Here is a 13,861-nt window from a genome sequence, read left to right on the forward strand (position 1 = left end):
TTGGCTCCCGTTCCTGACTTAGACATGAGGTACTTATTATATTTTTGCGCTAATTATCGAATAACCCGTAAGAATGCAAAGGATCCTTACGACGGATGAGACAATAGCTATTACCGATCATGTAATAATCGACAGCAAGACATAGAGACGACGGAAGCTTGTATGGATACGCTACAAAACATGCGCGTTTTCGTGCGCGTCGTGGAGGCAGGAAGCTTCACGGCGGCGGCGCAGCATCTGAATACGACAACCGCGTATGCCTCGCGGGCCGTCTCCGATCTGGAAGCGCACCTGCGCACGCGGCTTCTGAACCGCACCACGCGGCGGATCGCGCTTACCGAGGCCGGCGAGCGCTACCTGCAGCGCTGCGAGCAGATCCTGGCCTATGTCGACCAGGCCGAAGCCGAAGCCAGCGACGCGCATGCGCGTCCGTCCGGCAAGCTGAAGGTGCATTCGATGACAGGTTTCGGCCAGCACTATGTCGTGCCGATGATCTCGCGCTATCAGGCGCGCTATCCGTCGGTGCAGGTCGAGCTGACGCTCGCGCAGCGCGTGCCGGATTTGCTCGACGAGGGGTTCGACGTCTCGGTAGTGCTCGCGTCCGACCTGCCCGATTCGGGACTCGTGTCGCAGCGGCTCGGTTCGGCGTTCAGCATCGCATGCGCGTCGCCGGCGTATATCGAGAAGCACGGCACGCCGCACGTGCTCTCCGATCTCGTGCGTCACACCTGCCTGCAACTGGTCACGCCCGTGCTTCCCACCGAGAAATGGATCTTCGAAGGCCCGAACGGCCAGGAAACGGTAAGCCTCGGGCCGTCGACGTTCACAGTGAATGTCGCCGACGCGATGGCGGTGGCGATCCGCGAGGGTATGGGGCTGGGCGTGCTGCCGACGTCGTCGGCGCTGCCGCTGTTGCGGGCCGGCACGATCGTGCGCGTGCTGCCGCAGTACACGATGCAGGAACTGAACGTCTGCGCGCTCTATCCGTCGCGCCAGTATCTGGACGCGAAGATCCGCACGTGGGTCGATTTCCTGCGCGACGAACTGCCGGCGACGCTCGCCGCGGACGCCGAATCGCTGAAGGAATTCGTCGTCGCGTGATGGCGCCAGCCTCAAGTTTGGTTGTCATTGCGCCGTAACAACAATAGTGTGCGGTGCAACACTTGCTTACTTTTATTTCGGCCGCATCTTGTTACTTTCAACGCATGTCTACTCGCTCACGACCGGGGAAAGCCTGATGAATACGCCACTCATGTTCGCTCTCGCGATGCTGCTCGTGCTGATCGCCGTGCCCGCCACGCGTGAGCTGTTGCGCGCCTTTCGCGACGATGCCGCGAAAAAACGTCTGGTGCCGATCAGGATCGAGTCGCGAGGCGCCGGGCGGCGTCCGCGCAATTACTGAGCGCCAGCAGTTCATTCGCCGCTTTCGAGCGGCTCCAGCGGTTCGATCAGGCGCGGCTCGTCGTTGATCGCGCGATTCACGTCGCTCGACACGCGGTGCCAAACGAATTCCGACGCGGCCACGCCGCCGTTCTTGCCGAGCGCATCCACTTCGGCGGGCGGCAGCGCGGGGTCGAGCCATCGGCGCGCGGCGTCCGGTGCGAACACGAGCGGCCGGCGATCGTGCACATCGACGAGTCCTTCGTCCGCGGTGGCCGTCACGATGACGAAGCCGGCTCCGGGCACGGTCGCGTCTTCTTCCGTCTGGATGCTCGTCAACGCGGCGAGGAACATCGGCTCGTCGTCGGCGCGGCGGATGAAGTAGGGCTGCTTCGGCGGTTGCGCGCTGGCTCGCTCGCCCGGCGCCGGTTCGCTCGCAAGCTCGGTCTTCCATTCGAACCAGCCGTCCGCCGGAATCAGGATCCGCGCTTTTCTCCATAACGCCCGGAAATACGCGCTCGTCGATGCGGTTTCGACGCGCGCGTTTATCGTCTGCGGCAGCTTTTTCTGGATCGCCCACGCCGGGCAATAGCCCCAGTGCACGGCACGGATCGTCTCGTCGGGGTAGACCGCGAGCGGATGGGTGCCCGGCGACAGGTTGTAGCCGGGCCGCCGGTCGGCGGCATCGACGAGCACGAACGGATTTCTAAGATGCAAGCGCTGCGCATAATGCATCGGTAGTCGGTACTGGCTGATTCGGCCGCACATGGCGCTCCTCCGCTAGGTCCAACGATTCTGCCGCTGATTGCTGCTCCTGCCCTGATTACCGCTCATCTCCGCTACGCCGGCGCTAAGATCTCGACGATCTTGTCCCACGCGAAATGCGGGTTTTCGAGCTGGCGCGTGCGCCGGTCGATATAGCCGCGCGGATTGCAGACGACCCGCGTGCCGTTCTCCGTGTAGTCGAACGCCGTATGCGTATGCCCGTGAATCCACAGCGCGACGGGCGCGCGCACGAGCGAGGGCAGGTCGTTGACGAAGCCCGCCGACACCACGTCCTCCGCGTACTTTTCCGCGAGGCTTTGCCGCAAGGGCGCATGGTGCGTGACGACGATCGTCTGGCCGTCGAACGGCTTGGCCAGCTCGCTTTCTAGCCAGGCTCGGGCGTGCTCGTGAAGCGCGAGCGAATCGCTCGTCGCGAACGAGCGCGGCTCGCCGTCGGGTTCGGGCCACGCGATCTGGATCACGCCGCGATAGTCGAGCATCACGCGGGCGCACGCTTCCTGCGCCCGCGAAAGTGCTTCGGGGTTCGATCCGAACAGCGCGAAGTCAGTCCAGAGCGTCGTGCCGAGCACGCGCCACTTGCCATAGCGGTCGACGAGCGTTGCGTTGTTGAGGTAATGCACGTTGTCCACGCTTTGCGCGGCATCCTGCATCGCCACTTCCAGCGCGCCGAACTCGCCGTCGTAGTACTCGTGATTGCCCGGCACGTAGACGATGGGCACGCGGGAATCGAAATTCTCCGCCGCCCAGCGCACGCCTTCCGCATGATTGTGGATGTCGCCTGCGAGCACGACGAGATCCGCTTCGGCATAAGGAATCGCGACGGGTTCGTCGGCTTCGAGATGCAGGTCGGACAAAACGCGAATCTTCACGACAACTTCTCCTCGGTGCCAGTTCAGTCGCCGGGCGGGCGGGTGCGCGCGGGCACCACCTTGCCCGGATTCATCAAGTTCTCCGGATCGAGCGCGGCCTTGATCGTCTGCATCAGCCGCACTTCGACGGGCGACTTGTAGCGCATCGCCTCGTCCACCTTCAGTTGCCCGAGGCCGTGTTCCGCGCTGATGCTGCCGCGATGCGCGTGCACCTGCCCGTAGACGAGCGCATTGATGCGCTTCTGATACTCGGCGAGAAACGCCTTCGGATCGACGCCTTCGGGCGCCTGCACGTTGTAGTGCAGATTGCCGTCGCCGAGATGGCCGAACGTCACCATGCGCGCACCGGGCGCGGCATTGGCGATCAGCGCGTCGGTTTCCTCGATGAAACGGCCGATGCTCGAAATCGGCACCGAAATGTCTTGCTTGATGTTCAGCCCTTCCTCGGCCTGCGCGAGCGGGATGTGCTCGCGCAAGTCCCAGAACGCCTGCGATTGCGCTAGATTCTCCGCGACGACCGCATCCTCGACGATGCCGGCCTCGATCGCCTCTTCCATCAACCGTTCGAAGAGGGTGCGCGCGTGCGCTTCGCTTTCGCTGTCGGAGAGTTCGAGCAGGACCGTTTGCGCGTGCGGCTCGGCGAACGGATAGCGCATCTGCCCGAAATGCCGGCCGACGAGCCGCAGCGAGAAGTCCGACATCAGCTCGAAGCCGGTCAGGAGGGCGCCGGCATGACGCTGCGCCATCGCGAGAAAGTCGAGCGCGGCGTGCGGCGACGCGAGCCCGGCGAGCGCCGTCACCTGCGCGACGGGCGCCGGATGCAGCTTCATGACCGCCGCCGTGATGATGCCGAGCGTGCCTTCTGCGCCGATGTAGAGATCGCGCAGGTCGTAGCCGGTGTTGTCCTTGCGCAGCGCGCGCAGGCCGTCCCAGATTTCGCCTTGCGGCGTCACGACTTCGAGGCCGAGACACAGTTCGCGCGTATTGCCGTAGCGCAGGACGCCCGTGCCGCCCGCATTGGTCGAGAGATTGCCGCCAATGGTGCAACTGCCTTCCGCCGCGAGGGAGAGCGCGAACAGGCGCTGTTCGGCCGCGGCGCGCGCCTGAATTTCGGCCAGCACGACACCCGCTTCGACGGTGATCGTGTTGTTGTGCGCATCGACGCCGCGGATGCGGTTCAGGCGCCTGACGCTCAGCACCGCCTGCGCGCCGCTCGCGTCGGGCGTGGCGCCGCCCGCGAGGCCGGTGTTGCCGCCCTGCGGCACGATCGCGATGCGATATTCGCGCGCGAGCCGCACGACGGCGGCGACCTGCTCCGTGTCGGCGGGCAGCAGCACCGCGCACGCTTCGCCGGTGTATCGGCCGCGCCAGTCGGTGAGGAACGGGGCGGTATCGTGCGGGTCGGTCAGCACGTGGGCGGCGCCGAGCGCGTCGGCGCAGGCGGCGACGAACGCGGTGCGGGAAGGGTGGGCAGCAATCGGGGCAGAAGCGTTCATGACCTTGTAAATCGGAAAGCGTAGTCGACAGTATCGCGCAGGATGCACCAAGGCGATGCCTGGCCGGATGGCATAGTCCCGGCCCGGCGCGGGCAAGTCGTGCTACAAAGCGTCACTTGTCGAGGCGTTTCGCGGCGCGGGTCGCGCGCTTGTAAGGCGCGACGTAGCAGAGCGCGCAGCCGAAGAACACGACCGCGAGCAGCGCTTCGATCCAGCCGAGCCGCGCGGACAAACCGCCGTCGGTCATGCCGCGCACGATGCCCTCCGCGAGATAGAGCAGCACCAGCATCGACGCCCATTGCAGCGTGTAGACGTCGCGCCGCCAGGTGCCGAAGAGCGCGAAGACGAGCGGCAGCGCCTTCACCGCGAGCGCCGAGCCACCGGGACGCAGCGGCGCGAGCCACAGCTCCCACGCGAGCGAAAGCGCAATCAGCGCGACGAGGCTCGCGAACGCGCCCGTCGCGAACACGGGACGGGCGCTCACCGGGCGGGCGGCGGGCTGGCTCATGAGCGAGGGGCGCGGGGCGCGCGCCGAGTGCCGCGTTGCTGTCGAAGCGGGCTCATGCGGCTGCCGCTCCACGCACGAGATTCAGCGCCGTGCGGGCAAGCCGCGCGCCGAGCGCGAAGGCGAGCGCTTTCTCGTCGGCGGAAATCGCGCCGTCCGGGGTGCCGTCGGCGTTCGGGCGGGCGTGATGCGACGCGCCGTAAGGCGTGCCGCCGCCTTGCGTCGTCGTGAGGCGCGATTCGGTGTACGGAATGCCGACGATCATCATGCCGTGATGCAAAAGCGGCAGCATCATTGAGAGCAGGGTGCTTTCCTGGCCGCCGTGCAGGCTTCCCGTCGACGTGAAGACGCTCGCGGGCTTGCCCGCAAGCGCGCCGGAAAGCCATTGCGGTGTGGTGCCGTCGAGAAAGTATTTGAGCGATGCGGCCATGTTGCCGAAGCGCGTCGGCGAGCCGAGCGCGACGCCCGCACATTCTTCGAGGTCGCGCAGCTCGGCGTAGGGCGGGCCGTCTGCGGGAATGTCGGGCGCGGTCGACTCGCAAACGCTCGAGACCGGCGGCACCGTGCGCAGGCGCGCCTGCATGCCGGGGACGCTGTCGATGCCCTGCGCGATAGCGAGCGCCAGTTCGCGCGTCGCACCGTGCCGGCTGTAATAAAGCACAAGGATGTCGTTCATAAGGCTTTTTTTAGTGAACGGGTATTATAGAGATGGGTTCACGATCGTGGATTCCGGCGCGATTCTGCTGGTTTTGCGCGTTTTGTGAGTCGCGGTAGCACCGTTGTGCATGGGGCCAGAGTAAGCGCCAAAGCGCTGACTCGGGTCGATACAGGAGAAGGGTTTTTGCAGAAGCTTTCCATCGATCTCGCCTCCGTCAAGCGGCTCGCAGGCTTCGTCGCCAGGCGCATCGGCGAGGACCGCGTGGCGCAGGTAGCCGGCAGCCTCACGTTCACGAGCGTGCTTTCGATCGTTCCGCTCGCGACCGTCGCGTTCGCGCTTTTCACGGCGTTTCCCATCTTCGGCTCGTTCCAGGAGTCGCTGCAGGATTTTCTGGCGGTGCACCTGATGCCGTCGCAGATCAACAGCCAGATCTTCAAATACCTGAACCAGTTCGCGTCGAAGGCGAAGGGCCTGACAACGGTCGGCATGATCATCCTGTTCGTCACCTCGGTCATGACGATGATGACCGTCGAGTCCGCGTTCAACGTGATCTGGCGCGTGCGCAAGGCGCGGCCGTTCGCGCAGCGCGTCCTGGTCTACTGGGCGATCATCACGCTCGGACCGATCATGTTCGGCTGCAGCCTCTCGATCTCGTCCTATCTCTTCGCGCAATCGGTGGCGTTCGCCGGCTCGCATCACCTGATGCCGCCGATCGTCGAATGGGCGCTGACGGGCGTCTCGCTGCCCGTGACCGTGCTCGCGTTCACGATGCTCTACGTCTACTTGCCGAACTGCAAGGTCGAGTGGCGTGACGCGGTGATCGGCGGGCTGATCGCGGCGATCGCGTTCGAACTCGGCAAGCGCGGATTCGGCTATTACGTGCGGCGAATTCCGACCTATACGGCCGTCTACGGGGCGTTCGCGGCGCTGCCGGTGTTCCTGCTCTGGGTGTATCTCTGCTGGATGATCGCGCTGATCGGCGCGATGGTGACGTCCGCGTTGCCGGCGATCCGCATCGGTCAGTTTCACCGCCGTGTTTTTCCGGGCAGCGACCTGCTCGACTCGCTCGAATTGCTGGCGCGGCTCGTCGAGGCGCGGGAGGAAGGCAAGCCCGGCCAGACGGCGATGGAGCTCGCGCGGATGCTGCGTTGCGATATGGACACGTCCACGCGCCTGCTCAACAAGGTGGAGGCGCAGGGCTGGGTAGGGCGGCTCGAAGACACCCGAATGCCGCGCTATGTGCTGATCGCCAACCCGAACCAGATCACGGTGATGATGCTCTTCGATCTCTTCGTGATCGACCGCGAGGAACTCGAATACCAGTTGCGGCTCGACGCCACGCAGGTGGACTGCGCGGCACTGACGGGTGCGCTGGAGAACGAGAAACTCGACGTCACGCTCGGCTCGCTGATCGCGGCGCGCTCGTCGGCGCTGACGGATGCCCGGCTGCGCGATCCCGCGCGGTCGGCGATGCCGCATCAGCCCGCCTGAGCGCCCCTGGCTCGCATTCGCGCGCGGCGCCTCAGAGCGAAATCCTCCCCGTGCAGATGTCCTTGAACATCACCCAATCGCCCATCAGGCTGTAGAGCGGGTGACGAAACGTGGCAGGGCGGTTCTTTTCGAAGAAGAAATGGCCGATCCACGCAAAGCCGTAGCCGCAAACAACCGCCGCCGGCAGCCAGAGCCAGTCGCCGGTTGCGATCGCCATCGCGATGCAGCCGATCACACCGAGCGAGCCGACGAAGTGAAGCCTGCGCGACACGAGATTGCGATGCTCTTCCAGATAGTACGGATAGAACTCGGCGAAATTCGCAAAGTGGTCGCTGTGTGCCGTATGAGCCATGGCTGCCTCCGTTCGATCGATGCCCGGGACCCGCCCGTGCCCTGACAGCCCATTGTGCGGCGAAAAGCGCGCGCCGTGCAACTTGGCTGTTCGGCCGATGGCGCGACGCTTTTTCAGCGATTACGCTGGCCTTATTGCGAAGTCGAACAGCGCGTCGAGCGTCGCGTCGGGCTGCTCGCTCATCAGCGCGTGGCCGGCGTCGAGCGTGAGCGTCTCGACTGCCACGCCGGCCTGCGACATCGTCTTGACGAGCGCGCTCGCCGCTTTCGGCGGCGTCATCACGTCGCGCCGTCCGGACACGACGAGCACCGGGCAGCGCACCGCGGCCGCCCGTTCAAGGCCGTCGGCGTAGTTGTTGCAGGCGCTGAAGTCGGTGTGGAAGAGCTGACCTTCGCCTCGCGCGGACACCCGCTCCATGAGGCGCTGGTTCGCGCCGTGCAGCCAGAAGCCGGGCGCCGGGCTCGACGGCTTGGCGGCAATCGTCGAATGCGACCACTGGTTGACCATGTCGATTGCTTCCGGCTCGTGCTCGCGGGCGGCGTCGAGCAAGGCGTCGGAGACAGTCATCGGTACGGCGGTCGCGACGAGCGCGAGCTTCGCGACGCGCGTCGGGTGGCGCGCGGCGGCATCGAGCGCGATCAGCGAACCCATGCTGTGGCCGATCAGCATGGCTTTATCCACCTTCGCTGCGTCGAGCACGGCGATCAGCCAGTCGGCAAGCGACGCGATGTCGGCGAGGGCCGGCCCGGCGCTGCGGCCATGTCCGGGCAGGTCGAGCGCGAGCACGCCGAAGCCGTGGTGCGCGAAGTAGCGTGTCTGCAACGCCCACACGCTGTGGTCGTGCTCCGCGCCGTGGATGAATACGGCTGCCGGGCGGCTCGCGTCGAATGCCTTGCCGCCGGTGTAGGCGTAGACCGGCTGGCCTTTGACGTCGAGGATCATGCGCGGCTCCCAAACGCCGGCGCGGCCGAACCAGCCTTCTGCGACGCCTTCAGGCCGCGCTTCAAGTCGTCGATCAGGTCGTCGGGATCTTCCAGGCCGATCGACAGGCGAATGCGCCCCGGACCGATGCCCGCTGCGGCGAGCGCGGCGGCGTCCATGCGGAAATGCGTCGTCGATGCAGGGTGGATCACGAGCGAGCGAGCATCGCCCACGTTCGCAAGGTGCGAAAACAGCGTGAGCGACTCGATGAAGCGCCGCGCAGCCGCCACGTCGCCGCGCAGGTCGAAGCTGAACACGGCGCCCGCGCCGCGCGGCAGAAGGCGCTGCGCGAGCGCGTAGTCGCGATGGGTCGGCAACTCGGGATAAGCGACGCCTTCCACGGCCGGATGCGCGAGCAGGAACTCGACCACGCGGCGCGTATTCGCGACGTGCCGGTCCATCCGCAGCGGCAGCGTTTCGATGCCTTGCAGCAGTTGCCACGCCGCCTGCGGATGCAGGCAGGCACCGAAGTCGCGCAGACCCTCGCGGCGCGCGCGCAGCAGGAACGGCGCGACCGTGCTTTCCTCGGCGAACACCATGCCGTGAAAGCCGTCGTAGGGTTCGGTGAATTCAGGGAAGCGGTCGGTGGCGGTGAAGTCGAACGTGCCGCCGTCGACCAGCACGCCGCCTATCGTCGTGCCGTGGCCGCCGAGAAACTTGGTCGCCGAATGGTAGACGAGGTCCGCGCCGTGCTCGAAGGGCCGCAGCAGATAGGGCGTCGTGAAGGTCGAATCGACCAGCAGCGGCACCTGGTTCGCGTGCGCGATTTCCGCGACGCCCGCGATGTCGAGGACGTCGAGCCCCGGATTGCCGAGCGTCTCGCCGAAGAAAAGCCGCGTGTCGGGGCGCGCGGCGGCGCGCCACGCGTCGAGATCGTGCGGCGGCACGAACGTCGTTTCGATGCCGAAGCGCGCGAGCGTGTAGTGCAGCAGGTTGTGCGAGCCGCCGTAGAGCGCGCTCGATGCCACGATGTGGGAGCCGGCGCCCATCAGCGTTGCGATTGCCAGATGCAGCGCGGCCTGCCCGCTCGCCGTGCCGATCGCGCCGGCGCCGCCTTCGAGCGCGGCGACGCGCTCCTCGAACACCGCGACCGTCGGGTTCGAGATGCGCGAGTACACGTGCCCCGAGCGCTCCATGTTGAAGAGGGCGGCGGCGTGGTCGGTGTCGCGGAAGGAGAAGGACGTCGTCTGGTAGATCGGCGTGGCGCGCGCGCCGGTCGTCGGGTCGGGCGCTGCGCCCGCGTGCAGCACGAGCGTGTCGAAGCGGTTGGCGGGCATCGTGAGCGGCCGCACGCTCTTCGCGTGTGGCGAAAATCCAGGGGGCAATCATCGTAACATCGGGCCTGCTTCGGCGGACCTAGGGCGCGAACCTAGGCCGAGCGCACGAAAACCTTGTCCGACAAGCCAGCCGGGCCGTCCGCGCTTTCTTTTTCACAGCCTTTCCGATAGCATCGATCCACGATCAGGCATTTCGCAAGGAGACAAATCATGCGAGTCAGCGACATTCTGAAGGTCAAGGGCAATGTGCTCTTCACGGTGACGCCCGAGACACCGCTGCACGACGCAATCAACACGATGGCGTCGCACGACATCGGCTCGCTCGTCGTCATGGAGTATGGCGATCTCGTCGGCATGCTGACGTTTCGCGAAATCATCCTGACGCTGAAGGACAACGGCGGCAGCGTCGGCACGACCACCATCCGCAAGGTCATGGACGATCATCCGCTCACCTGCACGCCGGAAACCGACGTCAACGAGGTGCGCCGCATGATGCTCGAACACCACGTGCGTTATCTGCCGGTGATGGAAAACCGCGCGCTGATGGGCGTGATCTCGTTCTACGACGTGGCACGCGCGGTCGTCGAAGAGCAGGGTTTCGAGAATCGCATGCTCAAGGCCTATATTCGCGACTGGCCGGAGCAGCAGGAAGAGGCGCGTTGAGCGATTGCCACTCGCGTCCTTTGCACTCGCGGCACTGCACTGCATGACCCATAAAAAGCGCGCCCCGGCCGGCGCGCTTTTTTTTCGCCTGATAATTCTCACGTTTTGTCTTCTTCAAGCTCTCCATTCCAACAAAACATGAGTGATCACCCGATTCGCGACGCTCGCCGCGCGTCCCGCCGCGCCGGCGAGGCAGGCGAAAGCCAGTTTCGCCTGATGCGCGAGCGCCGCTTCGCGCCGTTTTTCTGGACGCAGTTTCTCGGCGCGATGAACGACAACGTATTCAAGGTCGGCTTCACGTCGCTCGTCACGTTTCAGGCCGCGCGCTTTTCCGGCGTCGATCCGAAGACAGCCGCGTTCCTGATCTCCGCGATCTTCATCGTCCCGTTCGTGCTGTTTTCCGCGACTTCCGGCCAGATCGCCGACAAATACGACAAGGCGACGCTCACACGCCTCGTGAAGAGCTTTGAGATCGCCGTGATGCTCGTCGGCGGCGCGGGATTCCTGCTGCATGACGCGACGCTGCTCTATGTCTGCACGTTCTTGATGGGCGTCCATTCGACCGTCTTCGGTCCCGTCAAATATGCGTATCTGCCGCAGCATCTGAAATCGTCTGAACTCGTGGGCGGCAACGGGCTCGTCGAGATGGGAACGTTCGTCGCGATCCTGATCGGCACGATCATCGGCGGCGCGGCAGCCGGGCTGACCGAGCACGGCGCGATGCTGCTCGCCACCGCGTGCCTCGTGTTCGCGCTGATCGGACGCGCCGTGTCGGCATTCGTGCCTAAGTCCGAAGCGCCACAGCCCGACTTGCGCATCAACTGGAATCCGTTTTCCGAGACCTGGCGCAATCTCGCGCTCGCGAAGCAGAACCGCACCGTGTTCCTGAGCCTGCTCGGCATTTCGTGGCTGTGGTTCGTCGGCGCGACCTTTCTCACGTCGTTCTTCAACTTCGCGAAGGACGTGCTGTCCGCGGATCCCGACGTCGTCACGATCCTGCTCGCGACGTTTTCCATCGGCATCGGTATCGGGTCGCTGCTGTGCGAAAAGCTCTCGAAGCGTCGCGTCGAGATCGGGCTCGTGCCGCTCGGTTCGATCGGCATCAGCGTGTTCGCGATCGATCTCTTCTTCGCGAGCCATCGCATCGCGCCGACGGGCCATCTGCTCGGCGTTGGCGAATTTCTGTCGATCGCCTCGCACTGGCGCATTCTCGCGGACCTGTTCCTCCTCGCGATGTTCGGCGGCTTCTACAGCGTGCCGCTCTACGCCCTGATCCAGAGCCGCAGCCAGCCGACACATCGCGCGCGCATCATCGCCGCGAACAACATCCTCAATTCGTTCTTCATGATCGTCTCGGCGCTGCTGGCGCTCGCGCTCACGTCGATGGGCGTCGGCATTCCGGGCCTCTTCCTGACGACGGCGCTCCTGAACATCGCCGTCGCCGCGTATATCTATTCGCTCGTGCCGGAGTTCCTGCTGCGCTTTGTCGCGTGGGTGCTGGTGCACACGTTCTATCGCATCCGTCTCGTCGATGCCGAGCGTATTCCCGAGCAGGGCGCCGCCGTGCTCGTGTGCAATCACGTCAGTTTCGTCGACGCGATCGTCATCATGTCCGAGAGTCCGCGGCCGATTCGCTTCGTGATGGATTACCGCATCTTCAGGTCGCCGTTTGTCGGCTGGCTTTTCCGCCACGTGAAGGCGATTCCGATCGCGCCGGCGCACGAGGATGCCGAGCTGCTCGCGCGTGCCTACGACGCGTGCGGCCGCGCGCTCGCCGAAGGCGATCTCGTCTGCATCTTTCCGGAAGGCAAGCTCACGCGCACGGGCGAGCTCAATCCGTTCCGGCACGGCATTTCGGAGATTCTCAGGCGACACGCGGCGCCCGTCGTGCCGATTGCACTGCGCGGATTGTGGGGCAGCGTGTTCTCGCGTCATGAGGACACGCGCTGGCCGCGTCCGGTCCAGCGCGGCGTGATGAGTAGGCTGACGCTTGCGGTTGGCGAGCCGATCGATCCCGCCGATGCAACGCCCGAGCATCTGCAGCGGATCGTCGGTGCCTTGCGCGGCGCCCGCAAGTAGGGCGCCGCGGCGCCTTATCGAGATGCGGCTGGCATAATACGAGTTTCCCGTTTCACTTCTCAGGGCGACGCACATGTCCGGCAATACGTTAGGCACGCTTTTCACCGTCACGAACTTCGGCGAGTCGCATGGACCCGCGATCGGCTGCGTGATCGACGGTTGCCCGCCGGGCATGGCGCTGACCGAAGCCGACATCCAGATCGAACTCGACCGGCGCCGTCCCGGCACGTCGCGCCACGTCACGCAGCGTCAGGAGCCGGACCAGGTCGAGATTCTCTCGGGCGTGTTCGAAGGCAAGACGACCGGCACGCCGATCGCGCTGCTGATCCGCAACACCGACCAGCGCAGCAAGGACTACGGCAATATCGTCGACACGTTCCGCCCCGGTCACGCCGACTACACCTACTGGCAGAAATACGGCATCCGCGACTATCGCGGCGGTGGCCGTTCTTCCGCGCGCCTGACCGCGCCGACGGTGGCCGCGGGCGCGGTCGCGAAGAAGTGGCTGCGCGAGCGCTTCGGCATCGAGACGCGCGGCTACATGAGCGCGATCGGCGAGATCGCGGTGCCGTTCGTGTCGTGGGACTGCGTGCGCGAGAACCCGTTCTTCGCGCCGAACGCGGACATCGTGCCGCGTCTCGAGGAATACATGGATGCGCTGCGCAAAGACGGCGATTCGATCGGCGCGCGCATCGAAGTGGTCGCGACCGGCGTGCCGGTCGGCCTCGGCGAGCCGCTCTACGACCGTCTCGACGCCGACATCGCCAAGGCGATGATGGGCATCAACGCGGTGAAGGGCGTTGAGATCGGCGCGGGCTTCGCGAGCGTCGCGCAGCGCGGTTCCGTGCACGGCGACGAGATGTCGCCCGACGGCTTCGCCGCGAACAACGCCGGCGGCATTCTCGGCGGGATTTCGAGTGGGCAGGACATCACGGTGTCGATTGCGATCAAGCCGACTTCCAGCATCCGCACGCCGCGCCATTCGATCGACAAGGCGGGCAATCCGGCTGTTGTCGAGACGTTCGGGCGTCACGACCCGTGCGTCGGCATTCGCGCGACGCCGATCGCCGAAGCGCTTCTCGCGCTCGTCCTGATCGACCATGCGCTGCGGCATCGGGCGCAATGCGGCGATGTGGTCGTCGAGACGCCTAAAATCGCGCCGCGCGCTTCCTGAAGCCAGTTGGGGTGCGCAAAAACGAGAAGGGCGCCGGTTTTCAAGCCGGCGCCCTTTTTTCATGCATAAATCGTCACATGTTCGGATAGTTCGGCCCGCCGCCGCCTTCGGGCGTGACCCAGACGATGTTCTGCGTCGGGTCCTTGATAT

15 protein-coding genes are annotated in these 13,861 nt (G+C 65.3%); 6 read left to right on the forward strand and 9 right to left on the reverse strand.

The genetic code is table 11. The features are described from left to right. Window positions 1-162 precede the first annotated feature (162 nt). Together AWB81_RS27405 and AWB81_RS45870 are read left to right on the forward strand one after the other, a co-directional pair. On the forward strand, window positions 163-1,101 hold the full coding sequence (locus AWB81_RS27405) for a LysR family transcriptional regulator (protein WP_062639666.1): 939 nt from the start codon (window positions 163-165) through the stop codon (window positions 1,099-1,101). Between the two features lie 136 nt (window positions 1,102-1,237). Further along, entirely contained in the window at window positions 1,238-1,402 is a 165-nt protein-coding gene (locus tag AWB81_RS45870; RefSeq protein ID WP_159938945.1) for a hypothetical protein, read from the forward strand. An 11-nt stretch (window positions 1,403-1,413) separates the two neighbouring features. On the opposite strand, the gene AWB81_RS27410 is transcribed toward AWB81_RS45870, so the two are convergent. The 5 genes from AWB81_RS27410 to wrbA form a co-directional block, all read right to left on the reverse strand. Beyond that, entirely contained in the window at window positions 1,414-2,148 is a 735-nt protein-coding gene (locus tag AWB81_RS27410; protein ID WP_062639667.1) for an SOS response-associated peptidase, read from the reverse strand. 71 nt (window positions 2,149-2,219) lie between these two features. Continuing rightward, window positions 2,220-3,035 carry a metallophosphoesterase gene (locus AWB81_RS27415; RefSeq protein ID WP_062639668.1) on the reverse strand — a complete coding sequence of 272 codons (816 nt, stop codon included), beginning with the start codon at window positions 3,033-3,035 and terminating at the stop codon, window positions 2,220-2,222. 23 nt (window positions 3,036-3,058) lie between these two features. Then, window positions 3,059-4,531 carry an FAD-binding oxidoreductase gene (locus tag AWB81_RS27420; RefSeq protein WP_062639669.1) on the reverse strand — a complete coding sequence of 491 codons (1,473 nt, stop codon included), beginning with the start codon at window positions 4,529-4,531 and terminating at the stop codon, window positions 3,059-3,061. A 112-nt stretch (window positions 4,532-4,643) separates the two neighbouring features. Beyond that, window positions 4,644-5,039, reverse strand: coding sequence for a DUF2069 domain-containing protein (locus tag AWB81_RS27425; RefSeq protein WP_062639670.1), 396 nt, complete (start codon window positions 5,037-5,039; stop codon window positions 4,644-4,646). Window positions 5,040-5,091: 52 nt separating this feature from the next. Beyond that, window positions 5,092-5,712 (reverse strand): NAD(P)H:quinone oxidoreductase, encoded by a 621-nt coding sequence (gene wrbA / locus AWB81_RS27430; RefSeq protein WP_062639671.1) that lies wholly within the window; start codon window positions 5,710-5,712, stop codon window positions 5,092-5,094. A gap of 165 nt (window positions 5,713-5,877) precedes the next feature. Here wrbA and AWB81_RS27435 point away from each other — a divergent pair, with 165 nt between their 5' ends. Then, entirely contained in the window at window positions 5,878-7,185 is a 1,308-nt protein-coding gene (locus AWB81_RS27435) for a YihY family inner membrane protein (RefSeq protein ID WP_062639672.1), read from the forward strand. A gap of 31 nt (window positions 7,186-7,216) precedes the next feature. Here the strand turns inward: AWB81_RS27435 and AWB81_RS27440 are convergent, their stop codons facing one another. The 3 genes from AWB81_RS27440 to AWB81_RS27450 form a co-directional block, all read right to left on the reverse strand. Further along, window positions 7,217-7,537: an Mpo1-like protein gene (locus AWB81_RS27440; protein ID WP_062639673.1), complete on the reverse strand. Its 321-nt coding sequence runs from the start codon at window positions 7,535-7,537 to the stop codon at window positions 7,217-7,219. Between the two features lie 120 nt (window positions 7,538-7,657). Continuing rightward, window positions 7,658-8,479, reverse strand: a complete 822-nt coding sequence (locus tag AWB81_RS27445; protein ID WP_062639674.1) for an alpha/beta fold hydrolase — start codon at window positions 8,477-8,479, stop codon at window positions 7,658-7,660. Further along, entirely contained in the window at window positions 8,476-9,795 is a 1,320-nt protein-coding gene (locus tag AWB81_RS27450) for an O-acetylhomoserine aminocarboxypropyltransferase (RefSeq protein ID WP_062639681.1), read from the reverse strand. The genes AWB81_RS27445 and AWB81_RS27450 overlap by 4 nt, the downstream gene beginning before the upstream one ends. A gap of 210 nt (window positions 9,796-10,005) precedes the next feature. Between AWB81_RS27450 and AWB81_RS27455 the strand changes: the two genes are divergently transcribed. The 3 genes from AWB81_RS27455 (at window position 10,006) to aroC (ending at window position 13,711) form a co-directional block, all read left to right on the forward strand. Continuing rightward, window positions 10,006-10,458 (forward strand): CBS domain-containing protein, encoded by a 453-nt coding sequence (locus tag AWB81_RS27455; protein WP_062639675.1) that lies wholly within the window; start codon window positions 10,006-10,008, stop codon window positions 10,456-10,458. A 138-nt stretch (window positions 10,459-10,596) separates the two neighbouring features. Beyond that, the gene (locus tag AWB81_RS27460) at window positions 10,597-12,537 is read left to right on the forward strand and encodes an MFS transporter (RefSeq protein ID WP_062639676.1); all 1,941 of its coding nucleotides are present in this window, start codon (window positions 10,597-10,599) and stop codon (window positions 12,535-12,537) included. Window positions 12,538-12,610: 73 nt separating this feature from the next. After that, window positions 12,611-13,711: a chorismate synthase gene (gene aroC, locus AWB81_RS27465; protein WP_062639677.1), complete on the forward strand. Its 1,101-nt coding sequence runs from the start codon at window positions 12,611-12,613 to the stop codon at window positions 13,709-13,711. A 73-nt stretch (window positions 13,712-13,784) separates the two neighbouring features. Here aroC and AWB81_RS48855 read toward each other — a convergent pair. Beyond that, window positions 13,785-13,861, reverse strand: a 77-nt coding sequence (locus AWB81_RS48855) for a 4Fe-4S dicluster domain-containing protein (RefSeq protein WP_133168007.1), incomplete at its 5' end; no start/stop codon positions are given.

The sequence above is a fragment of the Caballeronia arationis genome (assembly GCF_001544975.2).
Lineage (GTDB): Bacteria > Pseudomonadota > Gammaproteobacteria > Burkholderiales > Burkholderiaceae > Caballeronia > Caballeronia arationis.

Bases quoted from the DNA above. Each gene is read 5' to 3' on its own strand.
- AWB81_RS27455 (WP_062639675.1), top strand. From the start codon at position 10,006: ATGCGAGTCAGCGACATTCTGAAGGTCAAGGGCAATGTGCTCTTCACG.
- AWB81_RS27405 (WP_062639666.1), top strand. From the start codon at position 163: ATGGATACGCTACAAAACATGCGCGTTTTCGTGCGCGTCGTGGAGGCA.
- AWB81_RS27445 (WP_062639674.1), bottom strand. From the start codon at position 8,479: ATGATCCTCGACGTCAAAGGCCAGCCGGTCTACGCCTACACCGGCGGC.
- aroC (WP_062639677.1), top strand. From the start codon at position 12,611: ATGTCCGGCAATACGTTAGGCACGCTTTTCACCGTCACGAACTTCGGC.
- AWB81_RS27420 (WP_062639669.1), bottom strand. From the start codon at position 4,531: ATGAACGCTTCTGCCCCGATTGCTGCCCACCCTTCCCGCACCGCGTTC.
- AWB81_RS27460 (WP_062639676.1), top strand. From the start codon at position 10,597: ATGAGTGATCACCCGATTCGCGACGCTCGCCGCGCGTCCCGCCGCGCC.
- AWB81_RS27425 (WP_062639670.1), bottom strand. From the start codon at position 5,039: ATGAGCCAGCCCGCCGCCCGCCCGGTGAGCGCCCGTCCCGTGTTCGCG.
- AWB81_RS27410 (WP_062639667.1), bottom strand. From the start codon at position 2,148: ATGTGCGGCCGAATCAGCCAGTACCGACTACCGATGCATTATGCGCAG.
- AWB81_RS45870 (WP_159938945.1), top strand. From the start codon at position 1,238: ATGAATACGCCACTCATGTTCGCTCTCGCGATGCTGCTCGTGCTGATC.
- AWB81_RS27450 (WP_062639681.1), bottom strand. From the start codon at position 9,795: ATGCCCGCCAACCGCTTCGACACGCTCGTGCTGCACGCGGGCGCAGCG.
- wrbA (WP_062639671.1), bottom strand. From the start codon at position 5,712: ATGAACGACATCCTTGTGCTTTATTACAGCCGGCACGGTGCGACGCGC.
- AWB81_RS27440 (WP_062639673.1), bottom strand. From the start codon at position 7,537: ATGGCTCATACGGCACACAGCGACCACTTTGCGAATTTCGCCGAGTTC.